Here is a 22,342-nt window from a genome sequence, read left to right as displayed (position 1 = left end):
TAATTAACTCCAGCAATTCAGATAAGTTTACTTTTATCCAGTTATATCAAAAACTTTAACATCTATAGATAAATTCTCGCTACCGCCACCACGATATATAGTCCCAGCAGTAGGTGTCGCATCGATATAGTGACGCCCACAAGCAATACGCACATGGTCACTATTAACCTCACAACCATTAGTTGGATCATACCCGATCCAACCAATCCAAGGAATATAAACTTCAACCCAAGCATGTGTAGCATCACTCATAACAGTATTGCTGTAATTACCACCATTAAATATATAGCCAGAACGGTAGCGAGCCGGTATACCTAAAAGTCGCGCTAGACAAATAAATAGGTTTGAAAAATCCTGACAAACTCCTTGCCTTGTGGCATATACATCATATGCTGTAGTTGCAAAGTTAGTTGAACCAGAAACATATTTATATTCATAAAATATCGTTTTGTTAATATCATCAAGAATAGCCATAACATTACTATCATTTCTTTTGACAAATGAAATAGCATAATCCATCAACTCTTCAAGTTGTGTTTGCGGCAGCTCAACTGATAGTAGGTATGGTGTCATCATCTGTCTTTGCCACGGCATCCATGTAATCGGCATTGTTGCACGATTATTTATCGACTTTTTACGAATATAATGGTTTGTACTGACAGCAACTTTTGCTTCCATCTTTATTGTAAATTCAGTGTATGGTTCTCTAGTTTTTAAAAACATCACGTCATTACCAAACACATCAACATACTCTTCCTTATCACATGCTACAGAAATATCTAAACTATGACTAAATAACTTTTGTTTAGCATCAATAACAGGCTTCATCTTGATAAGATGTTTACTAAGGTTTACAGTATTTTGATAAGTATATTTAGTTTCATGAACAATATGTAAAACCCGCTCTAAAAACTCAACACCCATTTTAATAACTGGTGCTGAAAAAGGTTTTTCTACAAACTTATGACCACCATAATTACTACTTTTTTTATCACTATTCCATACAACTCGACCATGAGAAGCTACTACCATTTTTCCAGCTTCTAGCCGACGCCAAGAATTACTGTTACCCTTGATATTAGAAAATATCATATATGTTCTAAGACTATCATCGTTTAAACCTGTAGTGACTTTAATATCACCAATAACTAGGTTACACAAATTGATTGGTGGAAAAAATCTTGAATAGTAAATAGAATTAAAATCATTAATATCCTGGTAAACTATAGTAATCTCACCATTTGAGATAATTAAATTTGCTTGCCCTACCTCATTAACTTTTTTCAACAACTCATGAACAATAAATAAATTATCATCATCTAAGTCGCGTATTTGTTTTCTTCTTAGTTGTGATAAAAACCAACATAAAATATACTCTGAGTCTGTTTTACCAACTGGCTCATAATCAGTGACTGTAAGTTTTAAAATATTTTCATAGCCATGATTTAAATCACCATTATGGACCAAAGTCCACTCTTTGCCAGCATACGGCTTTACAAATGGTTGTAAGTTTAGATTTGTTTTATCAAATAAACTATGACTATAAATATGACCGATGAAGCTACTTGAAATAAAATTTGAATTATCTTTAAACAAAGATCTTAACACATCTACACTTTCAACATGACTTTCTTTTAAGATTGTTGCGGCATTATGTTCTGAATGATACCAACCAATACCCCACATAAAGTCTCGAATGGTATCAGAAGTTACATTATCATTGATTAAACCAACTTGTGGAGAAATTGGACAATCTGAAGATATTGCTAAGATGTTACTAAACATTTAGAAAATTCCCTTTTTTAATTATGTTTTTCTAACATTGCTATGTAGAAATTAACATCAGAAATAAAGAACTCTTTTGAAATAAGTGTTGTAAGCTCAGCTAATGAGCCTATGATATAGGTTATAACTTGATGATTATTTTCTAACAATGATTCTGTAGGATTATTTTGTAAGTATTTTATAATTTGTGCTACTTTAGCTCTAGACTGCATCCCAATACCTGATGAGTGATAGGACATTTTCTTTAATATCGCTAAACAATCATTTAAGCAAAAAGCAACTGTTCTAGGATAATCATCGGCTTTTAATAAAAAATCAGCAACATCTTTTCTATTGACATCTAAATCAGCTTTTCGCATAAAAGCATCTTTTGACATCGTGTCTAACAACATTTCTTGCCAATATTGAGATTCATCCATACTTTCTCTATTCGTAGTAAGATTAATATGCCTATGATGATGAATATCTCCTAATCTAAGTGTAAAGTCAACTCTCTCAATCAGCATACCTAGTTTCATAAAATTATAGGTATCATTTCTCAAGATAAAATTGTGATAAAAACCAATCCATAGAAAACAAAATTTAATAATTTTTTTACAAAAAGCGTCTAAGTTGGTAATCGAGAACCTATGTGTTTCAGCTGCATTTATCCATAGCCATAGTTCATTTATCTCTTCCCACATATCTGCAGCAATTAGATCTCTAATTATCCTTGCATTTTCACGAGCTGATGACAGTGATGAATAAATTGATGATAGATTTTCTCTATCCCAGATTAAAAATTCTTGAATCTTTCTAGCGTTAGATTTTGCATTGTAGCCATATTTTTTGATAAATGCCTCTTCACAGCCTAATACCACGATTAATGGATACCAAATATCTTCGGCATTACCGTATATTTCAAGCTCAACATTATATGCCACGTCAATAGCATTTGTCAGCATTTGCACTCTTTCTATATTTCTACTTAGCCAAAAACAATTTTCTGCTGTACGAGATATCATTATTTTTCTCTCCCTAAAACCCAAGTGTCTTTTGAACCACCACCTTGACTAGAGTTAACAACATATGAACCATCTTTCAATGCTACTCTTGCAAGACCTCCTGGCAGTATCCAAGTATTTTTACCAGTAACTAAGAATGCTCTTAAATCTACTCTTCTAGGTACTATCCTACCATCTACAAATGTAGGGCTTGTTGATAGCTCCACCAATGGTTGTGCAATATACGCTCTTGGTTTAGCTTTTATTTTAGCTGCAAACTCCTGTATTTCATCTGCACTGGCTTGTGGCCCGATCAACATCCCATAACCACCTGAACCATTTGCCTCTTTAACAACTAATTTATCAAGATTATTTAGCACATAATTTCTATCATTTTCTTCACTGCAGAAATAGGTTTTTACCTGAGCTAATATTGGTTTTTCATTGAGATAATATTCTATCATCTTGTGAACATATGGATAGATCGCTTTATCATCTGCGATACCGTTACCTACTGCATTTGCTAGAACCACATTACCAGCTTTGTATGCTTGGATAATACCTGAAACACCGAGCATACTCTCTGGGTTAAAAAATTGTGGATCTAAGAACTTATCATCTATTCTTCTATAAACCACAGTAACAAGCTTAGGACCTTTTGTAGTTTTTAGATAAACATGTTTGTTATGTACAAACAAATCTGAACCTTGGACTAATTCACAGCCCATCTTACGCGCTAAATAACTATGTTCAAAATATGCTGAATTATACTGACCTGGTGTTAAGACTACACTTAGACCTTTTTTACCATCAACTGTTGGAGAAATACTTGACAAGGCCTTTCTTAATTCCGTAGAATAATCTACTACTTTTTTAATATTTGTATTAGTAAATGCTTCAGGAATCACTTTCATTAAAGAATTACGATTCTCTAATACATACGAAACTCCGGAAGGTGTCCTGACATTATCTTCTAACACCATAAAACCACTTTCATCTTTAATAAGGTCAAGTCCAGCAATATGACAATATACCCCATGTGGTGGCTTTATCCATCTCATTTGCGGTAGATATTCTTCTGATGACTCTATAAGCTCTTTAGGGATTATGCCATCTTGGAGTATTTTTTGCTCAGCATAAATGTCATTTAAAAAAGCATTTAATGCTTTCAATCTTTGTTTCAAGCCTCTTTCTAATTTATGCCATTCATCTTCTGAAATAATTCTTGGAATTAAATCAAAAGGAAATATCTTCTCAGTACCCTGGCTATCACTATAAACTGTAAATGTAATACCACTTTTTAGAAATGAGGCATCGACAAACTTCTGTTTCTCATACAATGTTTCTAAATTTAATTCATCTATAGCTTTGATAGCTTGGCGAACATCCTCTCGTACTTTGCCATCAGCTGTGAAGATTTCATCATAAACATTTGCATAAGGAACATAGCCATTAAAAACACTATTACGCGACATAAAAACACCTTGAAATAAAAATACTTTCACAAAAAATTATAGCACAACAACTATTTAGTTATAGTATTTAAAAATATTATGATTGCGTTTTTATAAGATAATGATAATTGCAAAAAAACCTAGAATTTTCGAGAGTGTAATCTAAAAGATAGATAAAGCCATTTCTTGAAATTTATCAAATATATTTTGCTCTCTCAAGTTCACCCAAAGCTTTAATGTTTTTTAATCAGTCTCTCACTTCTAGATACTACCTTTGTTCTTGTAGTCATTCTTGCTAAATTATGCCTAGTGTCACTATTATCTCTCTCAATAGCAACAGTATCAGATTTACCAATGATATGCCTTTTATTTGGTAATACTTTTGCAAAAGCATCCCAGTCATGAGTATAAAACAATCAATTCTTTAAATGCTGTACCTTTTATAAAGGCTTCTGAAAGTAGCAGTATCACGATTGCCTGTACCCCAAGCGATAGTCTTGCTTGTTCTTCTATCATATGCTTTGATAAGTCAACATTTGTTTTTTTGTTTTTTTGAGTTGATGAAATGTAGCATTTCATCAACTTTAATTCAAAGAGATCAGCTGAGTTTATATACAATTACTGATTATCACCGGTTAAAATTATTTCATAACTATCAGTGTTTCCCAAGCTTGAATTTTTTTCTATTGAATTATTTTTTATTTTTGCTGATTTGGTTAGTTTTTTTCTTTCTTTAATTATTTCTAATAAATTTTTTATTTTTTGAGCTATCTCACTTTCGCGTTTATTTTTCAAATCATCAAGCTGTTGTGTTAGGTGATTATTTTCGTTAATCCATATTGCCATTAACTGCACTCTTTCATTATCCAGTACCATTTGTAAAGCCATCATTTCATGTAAGTCTCTTTCAAAATTATTTAATATTTCCATCATTTTTATTTCAATAATGTCCCTTTCTTTCAGTATTTTTTCAGAACTTTCTTTTTCGTTTACTAGTTTTTCTTCTAAAACATTTTTTTCTTCTAGCTTATTTTTAAAACTATTTAATATTTCCATCAATTCTGTTTCTAACTTATTTCTTATCTCTAAGGCTTCTACCGAATTATATTTATCTAGTACTGTCTCAAACACACTTACTCTTTTGAATATTTTTAGCAAACTACTTCCAATTTCTATCAACTGTTCATCTAACTCATTCTTTTTTACTAATTGTTCTGGTGAATCTTTGAGTATTTCTACTAGCAAATCTCTTTCCTCTACCATCTTTTTTAAATTATCAATTTTTGTTTTTATTTCTGAATCAATATATACTGGTGGATTATTTATAGTTAATTTTATTTTTAGTTCTTTTTGGTCATTCTCGTTTGAAAGTATAGATAGTTCATCTAATATTTGACTATAATCACCTGATTGTTGTGCTTTTAGATGGAATTTATCTATTAGACTTATTATATCATCCGTTTCATTTTTATCAGTTGAACAACATAATATGTCATCTGTATAATATATCCCACTCAAATCCATAATTTCACTATTATTTGATTTAAAAGGCTCATGAAAAATAATTCTACTGTAATTTAGATCTAATGCGTCAATTGTTTTACTTTCACATAACGAACATGATAAGACGTCGTGAAAGCTTTCATCTTTATTTGTATGTGTGTTGTAGTTATTATAATCTGGGCCTTCTTGAATTATTATGCTTGTGCCATCTCCATAAGCAAAGATAAAAGAAAAAAATATAAATAAAGTAAAAGTTATTATTCCTTTCATTATTCTAATCTGTAGCTTTATTTTAATATATTTTATAATTTTATTATGCAGTGTACGAATATAAATTTTGGTAAATAAAAAAATAAACACAAGATATTCAAAAAAAAAGAAACAAAAAATCATCCAAGTCAAATAAAAGTGCTAGCTAGAGAAATAAATTTTAGAAAAGCAGCGCACATTTTATCAAACCTAGAAAAAACTTTTCTAAAATGTCTTTCTTTATATACGTGATATACGTGCCAGTCAATATTACAGTTATTTCTGTATAGCTAACTACATATAAAAATGTCATGCTGAATTTATTTCAGCATCTCACTATAAGTATTGATTTTATTGAGATCCTGAAACGAGTTCAGGATTGTAAGTCAGTATCTAAGACATAAGTCATAAGATCATTCCAGATACCTTTATCTGCCTAATCTTTATAACTATTATGAATAGCTCTGTCACATCCGTAGATATCTGGCATATAAAGCCATTGCATTCCTGTTTTTAAAAAATAGTAATTAACTTCTAAGTTTAGGCTCATCGCTTGTGTGTAATTTTTTATGAGCTTAAAAAGGAATAATGTAGTGGACCTGTTAGGCTAAGATATATAACATTCCTTACCACCTCATTTAAACATTTAGCCTCAGAAACTATATCATAATTTTGTTTGATGCCATATGTTAAGTTTTACTAATCCTTATCAAAAATTAAAGTATTCTACTCCAATTTAATTTTGACTTAAAGCTTAACTACCATCTCTTTATTAGTTCTATGATAACCACCTTTTCTAAGATAGATAAACATTCCTGACAAACCGACCACACCACAAATTATACCAACAAAAGCAGGACCTAAGAAATTATAAGCTGTCATTGTTATAATTGTTGTACTAGCCAAAGGAGCAACCCCACCAACTATTGCAAAAGCAAGATTATAGCTAAGTCCTACACCTGATAATCTAACATCTGTAGGAAAAAGATCACAAAGTAAAAATATAAATGTAGCGGCAACTAATGCATAGCAAAACATAATTACAATTGAAGTAATAATTATAGAAGAGACACTGCCAATACTACTCATCAAGTAAAATACTGGTAAAGCACAAACTACAATAAGTCCTGCTCCTAGGGTAAACATTTTTGCAATACCAACCTTATCCGATATAAAGCCAAATATAAAAGTAAAACAAGTAAGTGTTAAAACACTTGGCATTAGAATTAAAGAGATTTGTCCAGAGTTATAACCAGGTAAAATATCTTCAACAAACTTATGAATATAAAGAGTAAGCATTACCCCGCCAAACGCTACTATAATAGCCATACAAATTCCTGCAAATAAGTTTGCTCCGTAAGTTGACACTAAAGAACCAAAAGAATTTCTTTTTTGCTTATCAATATTCTCAAATTCTGGAGTTTCATGAAGGTTTCTACGCACATAATAGCCAACAAAACCTAAAAGCCCACCAATGATAAAACCAGCTCGCCAAGCAAAATCACCAAAAATATACTCAAGGATAAAACCAACAAAATCAGAAAATAGAAATCCTCCTGTTACAAATGTAAATAAAATTGCTGTAGCAAAACCTATTTTACCTTTGACAGATTCATAAACTATCACATACGCACCCGGTAATTCACCACCTAAAGCTATCCCTTGCATTATACGCAAAACCACAAATGTAAAGCTGGCAAACAATCCCCATTGAGCATAGCTAGGCATTAATCCCATACATAAAGAACAACCACCCATAAGTAGTATTGTAAATAACAAAAGTCGCCTACGCCCTATCAAATCACCAATAATACCAAGAATAGTTCCTGCAAATGGCCTAACAAGATAAGCTATTGAAAATATCAGAACTGTTAAAAAAGCTTTGATTGTTGGGTTAGTAATTTGTGCAAAAAATGTTGCTGAAATTTCTTTAGAAAAAATCATATATAAAACAAAGTCATAAAACTCAAGGATTGCACCAATTCCGGCAAGTAATATTACATTTCTACTATCTTTATCGTACATATCTATAACTGATGTTGTTAATTAACATTTAGCAAATCATACAGGGTTTTATTTTTGTTTAGAAGAAATATTTACAAAAGAATTATATTTTTTAATAGCTATCTAAACTAACTATCTCAAGGTGTTGCATTTGTGTTTGAAGAAACATTTCACCAACTGATCTAAATTTCAAGGGAATATCAGTTACATAAAATCTATATTGTGGATTAGAGTTAGCTCTATTTAAAAGCTTATTCTCAAAGAGTAACGAATAAAGCATTTTACTAGCTTGTAATGACGGATCTATAAGTTTTACATCTAAAATTTTTGCAATACTTTCTTTGATAATTGGATAATGCGTACAACCTAAAATTAAAGCTTGAATATCCTTATCGCTAAAATAATCAAGATACTCTTTAGCTACTAGCTCTACTATCTGACCATTAACAAAGCCTTCCTCTATCATTGAGACAAATAGACCACATGGATTACTATATACCTCAATATTAGGGTACTTTTTGTGAATCTGTAAAGCATAAGCGTTACTATTAATAGTTGCTGGTGTGGCAATTACACCAACTGCATTTAGATTATCTACCAAGCTTACCCCAGCAGTTATTACGTCTATTACAGGTATAGCTTTAGCAATCTCTTGGACAATATCCTTAGCAATAGCTGAAATTGTATTACAGGCGATAATAATTGCTTTGACTTCTTGCTCAATCAAAAACTTCGCCGTTTGAGCTGCAAATTTTTGGATTGTAGCTCGTGATTTCGTCCCGTATGGTATTCTAGCTATATCACCAAAATATATAATATCTTCATTTGGTAATATGCTCATAAGGTTTTTAACGACAGTCAAACCGCCAATACCTGAATCGAAAACACCTATAGGTCTATTATCAAGCATTATTTTTTCTCAAGTTTTCTAATAATTTTTCGGCGTGAACGAGTAGGCATCTTCTCTAGATATTCTTCTTTTGCTTTGATAAAAGGTATCAAATTTTCTAAAGAAAGAACTGCTTGATTAGCATCATCAGCAATAAAGTTTTCACTTAGTTGCGCATCTTCATTCGCAAAGATAACTATCGTAACTACAGGTACACCTTTTATATAAATCTTTTGTTTGTATAAGAATGTCTGTAAGACTTTTTTCTGCGCAAAAGTCTGTCTGATAGGGTTTTTAATTGTCTTGGCATAGATCTTGTTATTCTGTGAGGTTTTAGATACATTCCATCGCTCAGCCATATTTTCAACCTCAATATAGCCACGGTTATTTTTAACTTCGATAATATATATGCCTTTACGTGATATCGCGATAAAATCAATCTCTCTATTACCTATAGTTGATTTTTCATCAGGTAAAACAACCCTATTAAATAACACAAAGTTATTATCAAGTTTTTTTAACTCATCCAATACAGTAGTCTCGCCCTCTGCACCAGAAATAATAATATCTACAGGATTGTCATCTTTTGTTATTAAGAAAAAAAATATAAATAATATAAATGCTAGAGTAATACCAATCTCTAGCGATTGAGTAACAAATTCAACATTCCCTAAATATAAATCAACTCCTACTATCAAACCACAAAGTATGATAGAGGCATATAAGCTTTTTCTGGCTCTAATCAGGTAGTTTCGCAACCGTGCCCAAGTAAAGCGCAAAAAAAGTCTATCCTTTTTTAGTCTACTTTCTATTGCCATGATTAATAATACTTCTTTTTTAAAAAATCTAATAAAAATTACAAGTTAATAAACCTCTGCTTTATTTCAGCTATCTTGTCTCTAATAGTTGTAGCTTTTTCAAATTCAAGCTCTTTTGCATAAGCTCGCATACGCTTTTCGAGAGCTTTGATGACCTTCGAAGCTTCAGTCATACTTAGTATAGCCGAAACATCGACATCATCAACCTTTAAGCGCAAATTATTTTTATAAGCGCGTTTTTGCATCTCTGGTGAACTATCAAGCATATTATCAATATTCTTGATAATAGTTTTTGGGGTTATATTATGCTTTTGGTTATATTCATCTTGGAGTTTACGTCGGCGCAATGTCTCATCGATTGCCTTCTGCATTGACTTTGTGACAACATCTGCATATAAAATAGCACGGCCATTTTGGTTTCTTGCCACACGCCCGATAGTCTGAATAAGCGACTTCTCTGAACGCAAGAAGCCTTCTTTATCAGCATCAAATATTAACAACACGCCAACTTCTGGCATATCAAGGCCTTCTCTAAGAAGGTTAATCCCAACAAGCACATCAAACACACCATGACGAAGGTCATGAATTATCTGTACTCTTTCGACAGTATCAATATCTGAATGCAGATATCTAACATTAGCCCCATGTTCAGACAAATACTCGGTGAGATTTTCTGCCATTTTTTTAGTGAGTGTAGTTATTAGTACTCTCTCATCTTTAGCAATAGCATTATTAATCTCAGACAAAGCGTCTTCAACTTGTATCGTCACTGGACGGACAAAAACCTCAGGATCTAACAATCCTGTTGGACGAATCACTTGCTCAACTGTATTTTGAGATTTTTCTAATTCATAATTTGCTGGCGTTGCTGATACATAAATCGCCTGCGGTAGCAGTTTCTCAAACTCAGCAAATTTTAATGGCCGATTATCCAACGCTGATGGGAGCCTAAAACCATAGTTTACAAGATTAGCCTTACGCGAGAGATCCCCCTTATACATCCCACCAAACTGAGGCAGTGTTACATGTGATTCATCAACTATCACTAAAGCATTCTCTGGGAGGTAATCAATCAAAGTAGGTGGCGGATCACCTGAAGCTCTTCCAGAAAGCAATCTTGAATAATTCTCTATTCCTGTACAATATCCAAGTTCCTGAATCATCTCAATATCATATTTTGTGCGTTGCTCGATCCTTTGTGCTTCAAGAAGTTTTCCCTCTTCTTCAAAATACTTAACTCTTTCTTTGAGCTCTTTTTTAATCTCTTCTATTACTATTTCTTTACGCTCTTTTGAAGCGACATAGTGAGTGCTTGGAAAAATTGTAGCTCTATGAAGTGATTTAACCTTCCTAGAAGTTAGCGAATCAATTACGCTTATTGCTTCTATCTCATCATCAAAAAACTCTACCCGAATAGCATCTTTCTCAGAGTCTGCTGGGAAGATATCTAAAACCTCTCCGCGCACTCGAAAAATTCCGCGACTAAAATCCATATCATTACGCGAATATTGCATTTCAACAAGTTTGGCTTGTGCTTTCTTAAGTCCTAAATCTTCACCAACTTTGAGATGTAACAGCATTTGCATATATTGCTCAGGGTCACCTAGACCATAAATTGCTGAAACTGTTGCTACAATTATCACATCATTGCGCTCAAGTATCGCTTTGGTTGCAGACAAACGCATCTGCTCAATATGCTCATTTACTGATGAATCTTTTTCTATATAAGTATCCGATGCTGCTACATAAGCTTCTGGCTGATAGTAGTCATAGTATGAGACAAAATACTCAACGGCATTATCAGGAAAATACTGCTTAAATTCAGAATATAGCTGTGCTGCTAAGGTTTTATTATGTGCAAGTATCAAGCATGGCTTTTGTGTTTGTTGGATAACATTTGCCATGGTATAAGTTTTACCAGATCCTGTTACCCCAAGTAAAACTTGATGTTGTAAGCCATTATTCACACCTGTCACCAAAGATTCTATTGCTTTAGGCTGGTCACCTGCTGGAGCATATCTTGTTACTAGATTAAATTTATTTTCTGACATATTTCCCAAATTATTTATACACTCTAAAATTTTATCTAGAGGTCTCTATTTTCTAAAATTTTTGCTTAAATAAAAAGCTATAAATTGCTATTAAGAATAAAACTAAAAACAAAACAGTAAAATTCCATATAGCAAATCTTCTTAAAGTAAGGAGATAATAAACCAAAAGCAAAATTTAACAAAATAAAATGACTTGCATAAAGTGTATAACTGTATTTTTCTCCAAAATAACTAAAAATTTTAGGTATTAGGCAATTTTATACACTGTAGCAAATAAACAAATAACAATAAACAATAAACTATAAGCAATAGACATATAAACAGAAAAGACGGACAGCCATTATTTGTCAAACCTGGTTAACAGTTATCCCTTAGTATATGGTAGGAACTTTCTCGACAAATGATTTACTATTATCAAGGTTATAATATATTACTGTTCTATCTTCCATATTAACTATATAATTTCCTACTCCCGCTTTAGCCATTTCATACACCCACTCCGGATAACTTGTTTTACCTTCTTGATGAATTTTTAAAGCATGTTTGGCATTAAGTTCAGAGTATATAAGGTTGACCTCTAGTTCTTTAAACCATGTAGGAGTTTCCTCCATAATAATGTCGCCTGATTTCAATGTAAATCCAGATTTATAACCATTTGTCCAAGATACAGAGTAATTTTTGACACCAGCATCTTTTAAAGCATCAAATGTTTTAGGAAAAGGCCATTGCTCTTCTAAGGCACACTTTTTAATGCTATCAATTTTGTTATTTACATCCATTTATTTACTCCATTACTAATTGAATTTTTTTACATTAGACCTCTTGCGAAATATAATTTTAATGAATTTAAAATTTTTATTTATAAGTTTTTTAAATATGGTTTTTGCATTTCACAGAAAGCTATTCATAATTTTAATCAAAACTTACGCTATAGTTAATAATATTTGTTAAAATCTCAAGACAATTGCATTATTATTTCTTCTATCCATACAGATGAAATCGAAAAAATAGCCAAAGCTATTAGATCTCATTGGTCGATAGAAAATAAACTCCACTGGTCTTTAGATGTTAGCTTTGTTGAAGATTAGAGTAGAAAATAGTGCTACAAACCTCAGTGTTATAAGGCAAATAGCTCTTAATTTACTCAAAAAAGAAAAATCCTCTAAAGTAGGTATTGAAACCAAAAGAATGAAAGCTGGCTGGGGCAATAAATATCTATAAAAATTAGCGGAAATTTTAAATGCAAATGCCCTGCTTAAAAATATTACTTTTACTGAGAATGACCCCGTTAAGTCCACTGATTAAGTTGCTAATAGTTATAAGATATTATAATCTACACCTAATTTATGAAATATACATTAAAAAGTATTTCAATTTAAATAACAGGTAATATAATTTTATTTTAAATAAAAAAAGGGAAGTTTAAATAAATGAAAAAATTATTATTAGGAGTCACACTAATTACTGGGGTTGTTTTTGCTAATGATGAACTAAAGTTTAATATTAAATTGCCTGATAACACTCAAGAGCAAAATTTGTGTAAATCTAGGTATTATATTTCAGATAATATTAGTTGCCCTCAAAAAGGATCTTGGATAAAAAAAGTTGAAGGGTTGGGAGGAACAGCACGAGATCTTCAAAATGTCTTTACTGCAAATGTTCCTTTAATTTTGACATATAATACAATGCTTGGTGATTTAAAATGTCCTGCATTATCGCTGCATACAAGGGTAGGTGATACTAGTTTATATTTCGTAGTTCAGCAGAAAACGAATTTAAAACTACAAAATAAACAAGATGATAATGTCACAGTAAAATATCATCCACTAATTTCTAATGGTATTAAAACTAAAACTGGGGTTGGTGAGTCAAATAAGAAAGTATTAAAAGGTAAGTTTAACCTTAGGGACCCAAAAGGAAATAATTTAATAGGTGATTATAGAGATATGGTGGTATTGATAAATAAAAATGCTTCGTTTGAGGATACTGTTTTGCATTGGCCTGACCCTGAGAACGACGTTGTATTAAAAGAAATGTTCACTAGCCATACTTCTAAAGATAATTCAATAGTTATTTCTGAACTTTTAGTTAATGAGGATATTCAAAAAGGATTTTTTATAGATAAAATTAATTCGGGTATAAGAAAAATAGTAACTGTACATGTGCTTTTAATTGAAGAAGATTTTGATAGATTTATAAAAGAAATGGAAAACTATAAAATTACAAAAGATAAACTTTTTCTAGAAAATTATGTGATTAATCAAGATGGTATTCAAGCTATTCGTGATAGCTTAGAATTATATAGAAAAGAAATTATCAAGTTAAAAGACAGAATGGCTATAAACAATTTTGAATCGAAACTATCAGCTTCACAATCTGAGCTTGCAATTCAAGCATTGAAAAACTCCTATACATTTGATTTTCTGGATATTGAAGATGGAGCTCAAGAGGAAGAATTAGAAAAAGCATTATGCTTAAATATAGAAAAATTCTTAGCTGAGCTTGGGCCAGGATTTGCTTTTGTAGGTCGCCGACAACATCTAGAAATTGGAAAACAAGATTTTTATATAGATTTAATATTTTATAACTACAAGCTAAAATGTTTTGTTGTTATTCAATTGAAAGATAAAAAGTTTGAGTCTGAACATGCTGATAAAATAAATTTTTGTTTATCAGCTGTAGATGAATCTATAAAACAACCTGATGATAATCCATCAATAGGGCTAATTCTATGTAAAACAAAGGATAATGCAGTTGCAGAATATGCATTAAAAGGTGTAACTAAACCGATCGGAGTATCTGAATATAAATTAAGAAAATAGTTTGTCAGAAAATGTGAGCTACTACAAGTTAAGCTAAAAAAGATAATCCTCTAACTCATATAACAATGCTTGTTGCTCTTCAGTTAGCTCATGATTTGCCCTTAAATCTTCTATTTCCTGATAAATAGCTTCTAAAGTTTTACGAGTTTTACCTTTATGGTCAATCAAAAGCTCATCTGTATCGAGGCTGACAATTTTGTTTAAATAACCTTGAAATTCCATTTGTGCTTTTGCTGGTAATTTTGAGAAATCTAATCTACCAATTATACGCATAGCTCTGTCATAATAAGATTTTGGTAATTGGTTAAGCATTTGTGCCTTTTGCGCGATAGGTAAGCGATGAAATTTAACACAGACTTTCTCATCAGCTATACTCATAAAATCACTTTGATAAATACTTGCATCAATATCAATATTTTCAATTTCTGGATATTTATATTCTAAAACATATTCGACAAAATTAGTAAAAGTTTCAGAATTAAATTTGATAAATTCTTTATTAGCTTTTATTAAAGCTAACCTTTGTTGAGCTAGCTTACCAACAAAACGAGTTTTTGCTGGTAATATTAACGGGATATCGCCCCACTTTTTGTTTAAAGTTAGTCGCCAGTGCTCTGCTTCTAAACTACCAAATTCTTCTATAATCTCACTAAAAAGATAGCTATCTAACCGTAAAAATATTTCTTGATTTTTATAGTGTCGATGTTGCCCTAAGTCCAATACTGCCGACATAAAATTATTCTTCGAGCCAAATATACCACTTATAGCTATAGCTTGTTTATATTTACAATTACCAACTTCTAGACCAACATCGAGTTGTGCTAAGGTATTTTCATCATTTTGCTTATTAAATTTTGCTAACAAAAATTGCCACATCTTTGGATTTGCAACTCTTAGCTTTTTAGCTAATTCTACAGTGACAATCACATCTGTAATAGCATCATGCGCTCTACCTCCACTATAAAGATTATTTACCTCGTTTAAATTTTCCAGTTTCAAAGAAGTTTTTTCTTGTCCATCTTCATCAACAATCTTAGGCCAATTTAGTACTTGATTACAGAATAAATAATAACATGTAACTATCGGAAACAAATCAGCTCTAAAGCAACCATTTTTAAATTGATGATTGTATGGTGGTAGCATATTTTTATAAAATGCAAATCTCAAAAATTCATCATCAAAACCAAGAGTATTATAACCAATACTTATAGTTGCTGGTGTATTGATAATTTTATGAATTTTCCGAATTGCTTGATATTCTGCTATACCAGTATTTGCTTGAGCAATAGAAATATGATGAGTGATTGTTGCCGTAGGTGATGGCGTTGTATCAGGATTTAATTTTACAAAAAAATTAAATCTCTCAATCTCATTAAAGTCTAAATCTGTTCTAATCGCAGCAAACTGTAAAACTTGATCAAAAGAATTATTTATACCACTAGTCTCTAAATCATAAAATAACAAAGTCTGATTACTAAACATCTAAAATACGATTTTTTATTTAAATTATTAGTTTATAATTTTAACATACCTTTAAGTTGATTAATAATTTAGAATAATACAACTAATTATAGAATATCCTTGAAATGCACCGTTGCAACTAGCTATTGTTAAACCAATTATTAAACAGCTTTGACTGCGTTTAAGTCAATTTTTATAATTGACGAGTTTTGAAGATGCCTTTGAATTACAATAAGACGATAGTAGGTACTAGCATTTTTTCATACTTTTTATGCAATGAAAAAAGTATGTCGCTATAGCTTACTTAGTAAGCAGCGAAACCATTATTATAACTATGCAGGCTGTCTAGTTGCTGCAATTACAACCTCACGAATATTTATATTTTGCGGTTGGCTATACATAAATATCGCAGCACGTGCAATATCATCTGCAACTAGTACCCCACCCATAGATTTTTTCCAGCTTTGGTAATCTTCTTTTATTTTTTCAGAAGTAGTATGACTTAGAAGCTCAGTTTCAACTGCACCTGGGCAAATTGTCATGACTCTCACATTATCATCTGCGACCTCTTCACGTACATTCTCACTTATCGAAGAAACTGCAAATTTTGTCCCAACATACGCTGCATGATTTGGGAATGATTTTTTACCAGCAATTGAACTTATATTGATAATTGTTCCTGTTTTCCTAGATCTCATATCAGCTAGTACTGCCTGCATACCATTGAGCAAAGCTAATACGTTTACATCATACATTTTTTGCCACTCAGTTGGATCTTGCGTATCAATTTGGCCAAGTAGCATTAGACCTGCATTATTTACTATACAATCTACAGGTCCATATTGAGCTTCAGCTTGTTTTATTGCGGTTTTTAGTGCTTGTGCATTTGTTACATCAACTTTACGCAACATCGTATTTGGTAGATTTAATTCTTGTATTTTTTCTACTCTTCTACCAATTAGCAACAGTGAATGCCCAGCTTCAGAAAAACGTTTTGCAATTGCTGCACCAATCCCTGAACTTGCTCCTGTGATTACCACTAATGATTTAGGCATTTTGTATCTCCTTTGTTTTTACTTTAATGTGTTTTATTGATTGTAAATTGTAGAGAATACTATTAGACTGATAAATACTAATAATTATAAAACATTGTTATATAATAGTGAACAATATCTATTGGCGTGGTATCTACTCATTTATCCATGTAGCAGAACAACAAAGCTTTACTAAGGCTGCAGACATACTCGGCATTGCAAAATCTAACCTTAGCCAAAATATCAAAAACCTTGAAAACCATTTGAAAGTACAGCTATTATATAGAAGTACTAGACATGTCAGACTAACAGAGATAGGACAAGAGTATTATCAAAATTGCAAAAAAGCTCTCCAAGATTTAGATGTCGCTACCGAACTTACTAGCCAAGTAAGTAATCAGCTTAGTGGAATTATAAAAGTAAATAGCGTCGGTGGAATACTAGGTGAAGAAGTAGTCGCTCCAATCCTGCTACGCTTTCAACAACAAAACCCTAAAGTTAACATTCATTTAGATTTCTCAAGTCATAAAGTCAATCTTTTAGATAGTGATTATGACTTAGTAATACGCATGGGTAACCTTGCAGATTCTAATCTTATAGTTTCATCTTTACGCACTGTTGCTACCAAATATGTTGCTAGTAGTGATTTTATTCAAAAGCATGGACAAATAACTAATCCCAGACAACTCGAAAACCTACCACTAATTTATGGTAGTGTTAAACAATGGTCATTAGTTTCAACTGAAGATAAATATACTCTTCATATTCATAATAATAGTATTCATATCACCAGTGGTAGAGTTATGAAGCAAGCTGCATTAGCAGGGTTAGGAATTACTCGGCTTGTAGATGTTTATGTAGAGTCTGATATCAAAAATGGAAATTTAATCGAAGTCTTACCAGATTATGCCGAAACTACCCAATTATCTATTATTTCGCTACCAGTGAAATACCAACTTAAAAGAATAAGCTCATTGATAAAATACCTAAAACAACATTTTAACCAAATATATCTAGAAATGCTTTCAAACAAAAAATAATTAGCTTTGAAAAATTTACTTACTATAATAATATTGATAAAGCATCTTGTCATAGCGAATTGTTATTTTTTTAAAATTTCTTCTGACTTGCTGCTTAGTATGGTCAACTAACTGTTTATATAGATCATCTTTATGTTTTTTTTGTTGAATAAATAATGTTCTGTAAGTTTTTAGATTAATTAGCAACTCATCAATCAAGACAATTATCTTTTTGTATTCATAATATTTTTTTGTCGTTGGAAACTCATATTTGGCATTTACAAGTGTTTCGTTAAGCTTAATAGTTTGTTCAATTAGTGAAATAAGCTTACGATTTTTGACACTTTTATCAACATCATCTACAAGCTTTTTCAGCTCACCATATAAGCTATACATCTCCTTATTAAAGAGGATTCTATATTTCTGCCCTCGAGTTAAAAAAGTAATCAAAACAATACAAACAGCACCAATAGCTACACAAGTAATCCGTACCAGAAAGAGCTCTTTATCCCAACCAATAAATAAGCCAAAAAACATCACCAAATAAATATGAATAAAGAAAACACTAGTCGCATAATTAAGAAACAATGTATAAATATATAGCGCCAAAGCAATACCACATAATATTGCTACTATAGTGAAATTATTAGGTATATTCTTTTGTACTAACATCAATATTAACGAGCCTGTTGATGTGCCTAAGAGCGAGAATATTATAATCGCCTTTGCTCGAGTATATACAACACTTGTGCTGGTACTAGCTGCAACACTAACTACTGCTATAACAACCCAATATATTCTATCTCTAAATTCACTATCACCACTATAACTAAAAATAGAGTAACAAATAACTAACCCTAATGTCGAGGCGATCAAGACCCTGTAAGCTAGCAGTGTCGTATCGGATAGTTTATCTATAGCTCTATCTTTAAAAAAGATCATAATATGCCTCTTTAATATTCTCTAAACTAATAAACATATCATCTAGTAGCAATAAGAAGCTCTTTAATCTCATGATTATCTTCAAATCCTAAAAGCACATAATTTGAGCTCAGTCTTTTATAACTTAATATAAACTTTGAGGTTAATCTATTAAAGACTATCAAATTATGAGTTAAGTATCTCCAGCCATCTTGAGTACTCTTGCGTAAAAACATTAAACCATGATTTTTTAATGAATTTATATTTTGATACTTTAAATTACTCACACTTACTATATCTGTTTGTGTAAATTTTCCACTCTTTGCTTTATCAAAAGTATTTAGATAATTTCTTATGTATAGACGCATAAACTCACGAACTATTTTTTCGATATCTTCAGACTTCATAATCTTGTAGTTTCTGATAATCAAAATATAAAAAGCTAAGCCTATAAGTATCGCAGTAAATGTAAAACTTAGATGGTTATATTGTGCTAATGGAAATCTAATAAAACATATACAGGTCAGTACTAATACCATTATCGGAAATATTGTAAAGGCCTCGCCAAATCTTCTAACCCAAAACGCTATAAAAACCACAATTACAATTAGTATAAAATCTTTTTCAAAAATATTATGAACATACGGTGAAAGATTAATAACAAATATTGCTGAAATTAAATACATCGCAAAGGCTATATGCTTAGATTGTATACTTCCAAGTAAAATACTCCCACTTAAATTAGCAATAAATAAAATAGACATAATTATCAAATTTTTATCGATATTAAAAAATGAAGTTATCGCTAAAAAAGAAAAAAGTATAATAGCGCATTTTACAGCACCATCTTGAAAAATTTTCATTGGATCTTGATCGATGTATTTCGAATAAACTTCGCTAAAACTAAGCACAAAAAACCAACTTCAAGATATTTAAATCATAGCTAAATTATATTGTAAAACTTAGGTAATTAATATCATTTCAGTAGTTATTTTTTACGATAAAATGTAGTAAAATTTATATGCTAAAAATTACATATTACAGTTTTCTTATTATGATTTATGATTATACTTATGATGTTATAGTTGTCGGTGGAGGTCATGCAGGTGTTGAAGCCGCCTCAGCTGCGGCGCGTATCGGCGCAAAGACACTACTACTAACTCATAATATTGACACTATTGGACAAATGTCATGTAATCCAGCTATCGGAGGCATAGGTAAAGGGCATCTAGTCAAGGAAATAGACGCTATGGGTGGTATTATGGCAAAAGCTATTGACATGGCTGGTATCCAATTCAGAATACTCAACTCACGTAAAGGCCCTGCTGTACGTGCTACAAGAGCACAAGCAGATAGAGTATTGTACAAAAAAGCTATAAATTCTCTTATCAACGATCAACAAAACCTTGATATTTTTCAAGACTCTGTTGATGATTTGGTTGTTGAAAATAATACTGTTTATGGTGCTGTTACAAAGTCAGGTATTACATTTAGAGCTAAAAAGATAGTACTTACTGTTGGGACATTTTTAGGCGGCAAGATACATATTGGTAAAGTCTCTAATGCTGGTGGCAGAGCAGGTGATCAGCCATCAAATGCGCTAGCTGCACGCCTTAGATCGTTACCATTTAGAGTAGATAGACTTAAAACTGGTACGCCTCCGCGTATAGATAGACGCTCAGTAGATTTTAATGTTATGGAAGTACAGCATGGTGATAGCCCTACTCCTTACTTCTCATTTTTCTCAAAAGGTAAGATAGAGCATCCGCAACAAATACCTTGCTACATCACTTATACTAATTCTAAGACACATAAAATTATTACTGATAACCTTGATAAATCAGCTATGTACAGTGGTTTGATAGAGGGTATTGGCCCACGCTATTGCCCTTCTATTGAGGACAAAGTGGTTAGATTTGCAGATAAAGAAAGACATCAAATTTTCGTTGAGCCAGAGGGTTTAAATAGTATCGAGCTATATCCAAATGGTTTATCAACTAGCCTACCTTTTGAGGTTCAATGTAATTATATTTGCTCAATTAAAGGTTTTGAAAAAGCTTTTATAATGCGCCCAGGTTATGCGATTGAATATGATTTCTTTGATCCAAGAGATCTAAAACCAACATTAGAAACAAAGCATATTAAAAACCTTTATTTTGCCGGTCAAATTAATGGTACTACTGGTTATGAAGAAGCTGGTGCTCAAGGTTTAGTAGCTGGTATTAACGCTGCTATTAGCTTAGATACTGACAAATCATGGTACCCAACTCGTGCCGACAGTTATATCGGAGTGTTAATTGATGATCTGATTACTAAAGGTACAAAAGAACCATATAGAATGTTTACCTCTCGCGCAGAATATAGACTGATTCTGCGTGAAGATAATGCTGATTTACGCCTTTCTGATAAAGCTTGTGAACTAGGGCTTTTAAACAAAGAAGACCAACAATACTTCATCAACAAGAAAAATGCTATTGATGAAAATATAGCAATGATGAAAAACTCTTGGATAGGTCCTCAAACACAGAAAGCTCGTGATCTAGAGAAGTTCCTAGATAAAAAAATGACGCGTGAAAGTACTCTTTTTGATTTACTCAAAAGACCAGAAATAGATTACAGCAAATTACAACAAATATCTGAGCTAAATCTAAACTTAGAAGATGAAGCAGTAATTGAACAAATCGAGATTTCAGCAAAATACTCTGGCTACATTGAGCGTCAAAACAAAGATATTGCAAAATCAGCAACTCTTGAGCAGAAAGTTATCCCTGAAGATTTTAATTACTTTCAAGTCAAAGGCCTGTCTAACGAAGTTCTGCAGAAACTGACTGAACAAAAGCCTACTACATTGGGAGAAGCCTCGCGCATACCAGGTATAACACCTGCGGCTATATCATTATTGACTATATATATGAAAAAAACTGGTTTTATAAAATAGGAAAATAGTTATGAAAAGAGGTTCCTTCAAAATAATTATATTAACATGCTTAGTTGCTATGCTTTTTTCCTGTGCTACCAGACAAAAATATATAGATCAGCAAAAAGCATGGATTGGTAAAAGTATTGACGCTTATATGCAAGAGTTTGGTATGCCTCAAAATGTAATCCAAGTATCTCCAAATCCAAACATTGAGACATATGTCTACATCCACAAAGCAATTAATCCTGAGACTCAAGCTTATGCCGGCAACCCTATGAATAGCCTTATAATGGCAAATAGGGACCCTAATTTTGTCCAATTTGGTGCACTAATGTGTACAACTTGGGTATCTATCGATAAAAATACTAAGGTTATTAAAAATATAACTTTCCGCGGTAATTACTGTGCAACTAGTAACTAAATAGGAAA

At 31.8% G+C, this 22,342-nt stretch carries 18 protein-coding genes and 4 pseudogenes; 6 read left to right on the top strand and 16 right to left on the bottom strand.

What is annotated here, in order from left to right:
• Nucleotides 1-33 precede the first annotated feature (33 nt).
• The 12 genes and pseudogenes from CGC45_RS03400 to CGC45_RS03350 form a co-directional block, all read right to left on the bottom strand.
• A complete protein-coding gene (locus CGC45_RS03400) occupies nt 34-1,785 on the bottom strand; it encodes a class II glutamine amidotransferase (protein ID WP_071628961.1) in 1,752 nt (583 codons plus the stop codon).
• Nucleotides 1,786-1,802: 17 nt separating this feature from the next.
• Nucleotides 1,803-2,729 (bottom strand): alpha-E domain-containing protein, encoded by a 927-nt coding sequence (locus tag CGC45_RS03395; protein ID WP_232310116.1) that lies wholly within the window; start codon nt 2,727-2,729, stop codon nt 1,803-1,805.
• Between the two features lie 59 nt (nt 2,730-2,788).
• Nucleotides 2,789-4,243 carry a circularly permuted type 2 ATP-grasp protein gene (locus CGC45_RS03390; RefSeq protein WP_071628960.1) on the bottom strand — a complete coding sequence of 485 codons (1,455 nt, stop codon included), beginning with the start codon at nt 4,241-4,243 and terminating at the stop codon, nt 2,789-2,791.
• 212 nt (nt 4,244-4,455) lie between these two features.
• A complete protein-coding gene (locus tag CGC45_RS03385; RefSeq protein ID WP_114702046.1) occupies nt 4,456-4,638 on the bottom strand; it encodes an IS1 family transposase in 183 nt (60 codons plus the stop codon).
• Nucleotides 4,622-4,801, bottom strand: a complete 180-nt coding sequence (locus tag CGC45_RS03380) for a hypothetical protein (RefSeq protein WP_114702045.1) — start codon at nt 4,799-4,801, stop codon at nt 4,622-4,624. The genes CGC45_RS03385 and CGC45_RS03380 overlap by 17 nt, the downstream gene beginning before the upstream one ends.
• Before the next feature lie 39 nt (nt 4,802-4,840).
• Complete coding sequence (locus tag CGC45_RS03375) at nt 4,841-5,995, bottom strand: coiled-coil domain-containing protein (RefSeq protein ID WP_157092985.1); 1,155 nt, start codon at nt 5,993-5,995, stop codon at nt 4,841-4,843.
• Nucleotides 5,996-6,123: 128 nt separating this feature from the next.
• A pseudogene (locus tag CGC45_RS09510) lies at nt 6,124-6,225 on the bottom strand (IS5/IS1182 family transposase); the annotation flags it as partial.
• A 496-nt stretch (nt 6,226-6,721) separates the two neighbouring features.
• Nucleotides 6,722-7,999, bottom strand: a complete 1,278-nt coding sequence (locus CGC45_RS03370) for an MFS transporter (RefSeq protein ID WP_071628958.1) — start codon at nt 7,997-7,999, stop codon at nt 6,722-6,724.
• 91 nt (nt 8,000-8,090) lie between these two features.
• Nucleotides 8,091-8,888 carry a glutamate racemase gene (gene murI / locus CGC45_RS03365; RefSeq protein ID WP_071628957.1) on the bottom strand — a complete coding sequence of 266 codons (798 nt, stop codon included), beginning with the start codon at nt 8,886-8,888 and terminating at the stop codon, nt 8,091-8,093.
• On the bottom strand, nt 8,888-9,685 hold the full coding sequence (locus tag CGC45_RS03360) for a nuclease-related domain-containing protein (RefSeq protein WP_071628956.1): 798 nt from the start codon (nt 9,683-9,685) through the stop codon (nt 8,888-8,890). Before CGC45_RS03360 ends, murI begins: the two co-directional genes overlap by 1 nt.
• 38 nt (nt 9,686-9,723) lie before the next feature.
• Entirely contained in the window at nt 9,724-11,736 is a 2,013-nt protein-coding gene (uvrB, locus tag CGC45_RS03355) for an excinuclease ABC subunit UvrB (protein ID WP_071628955.1), read from the bottom strand.
• Between the two features lie 371 nt (nt 11,737-12,107).
• A complete protein-coding gene (locus CGC45_RS03350; RefSeq protein WP_071628954.1) occupies nt 12,108-12,515 on the bottom strand; it encodes a DUF1398 family protein in 408 nt (135 codons plus the stop codon).
• Nucleotides 12,516-12,710: 195 nt separating this feature from the next.
• On the opposite strand from CGC45_RS03350, the pseudogene CGC45_RS09010 reads away from it, so the two are divergent.
• From CGC45_RS09010 to CGC45_RS09440, 3 genes and pseudogenes are all read left to right on the top strand, one after another.
• Nucleotides 12,711-12,957, top strand: a pseudogene (locus CGC45_RS09010) (transposase); the annotation flags it as partial.
• A gap of 209 nt (nt 12,958-13,166) precedes the next feature.
• Nucleotides 13,167-14,051 (top strand): annotated as a pseudogene (locus CGC45_RS09445) (hypothetical protein); the annotation flags it as partial.
• A gap of 18 nt (nt 14,052-14,069) precedes the next feature.
• Nucleotides 14,070-14,558, top strand: coding sequence for a PDDEXK nuclease domain-containing protein (locus tag CGC45_RS09440; RefSeq protein WP_162790180.1), 489 nt, complete (start codon nt 14,070-14,072; stop codon nt 14,556-14,558).
• Nucleotides 14,559-14,591: 33 nt separating this feature from the next.
• Here the strand turns inward: CGC45_RS09440 and CGC45_RS03340 are convergent, their stop codons facing one another.
• Together CGC45_RS03340 and CGC45_RS03335 are read right to left on the bottom strand one after the other, a co-directional pair.
• Nucleotides 14,592-16,040, bottom strand: a complete 1,449-nt coding sequence (locus tag CGC45_RS03340) for an exodeoxyribonuclease I (RefSeq protein ID WP_071628952.1) — start codon at nt 16,038-16,040, stop codon at nt 14,592-14,594.
• Nucleotides 16,041-16,351: 311 nt separating this feature from the next.
• Nucleotides 16,352-17,074, bottom strand: coding sequence for an SDR family oxidoreductase (locus tag CGC45_RS03335; RefSeq protein ID WP_071628951.1), 723 nt, complete (start codon nt 17,072-17,074; stop codon nt 16,352-16,354).
• Nucleotides 17,075-17,181: 107 nt separating this feature from the next.
• Between CGC45_RS03335 and CGC45_RS03330 the strand changes: the two genes are divergently transcribed.
• Complete coding sequence (locus CGC45_RS03330; RefSeq protein ID WP_071628950.1) at nt 17,182-18,093, top strand: LysR family transcriptional regulator; 912 nt, start codon at nt 17,182-17,184, stop codon at nt 18,091-18,093.
• A gap of 15 nt (nt 18,094-18,108) precedes the next feature.
• Here CGC45_RS03330 and CGC45_RS03325 read toward each other — a convergent pair whose 3' ends face one another.
• A complete protein-coding gene (locus CGC45_RS03325; protein ID WP_114702044.1) occupies nt 18,109-19,014 on the bottom strand; it encodes an FUSC family protein in 906 nt (301 codons plus the stop codon).
• Nucleotides 19,001-19,904 (bottom strand): annotated as a pseudogene (locus CGC45_RS03320) (hypothetical protein). Before CGC45_RS03320 ends, CGC45_RS03325 begins: the two are co-directional and overlap by 14 nt.
• A gap of 143 nt (nt 19,905-20,047) precedes the next feature.
• Between CGC45_RS03320 and mnmG the strand changes: the two are divergent.
• Nucleotides 20,048-21,931: a tRNA uridine-5-carboxymethylaminomethyl(34) synthesis enzyme MnmG gene (mnmG, locus tag CGC45_RS03315; protein ID WP_071628947.1), complete on the top strand. Its 1,884-nt coding sequence runs from the start codon at nt 20,048-20,050 to the stop codon at nt 21,929-21,931.
• 10 nt (nt 21,932-21,941) lie between these two features.
• Entirely contained in the window at nt 21,942-22,334 is a 393-nt protein-coding gene (locus tag CGC45_RS03310; protein WP_071628946.1) for a hypothetical protein, read from the top strand.
• Nucleotides 22,335-22,342: the final 8 nt, after the last annotated feature.

Source organism: Francisella opportunistica (assembly GCF_003347135.1).
GTDB lineage: Bacteria > Pseudomonadota > Gammaproteobacteria > Francisellales > Francisellaceae > Francisella > Francisella opportunistica.
This window is presented reverse-complemented; position numbering and strand designations above follow the sequence as displayed.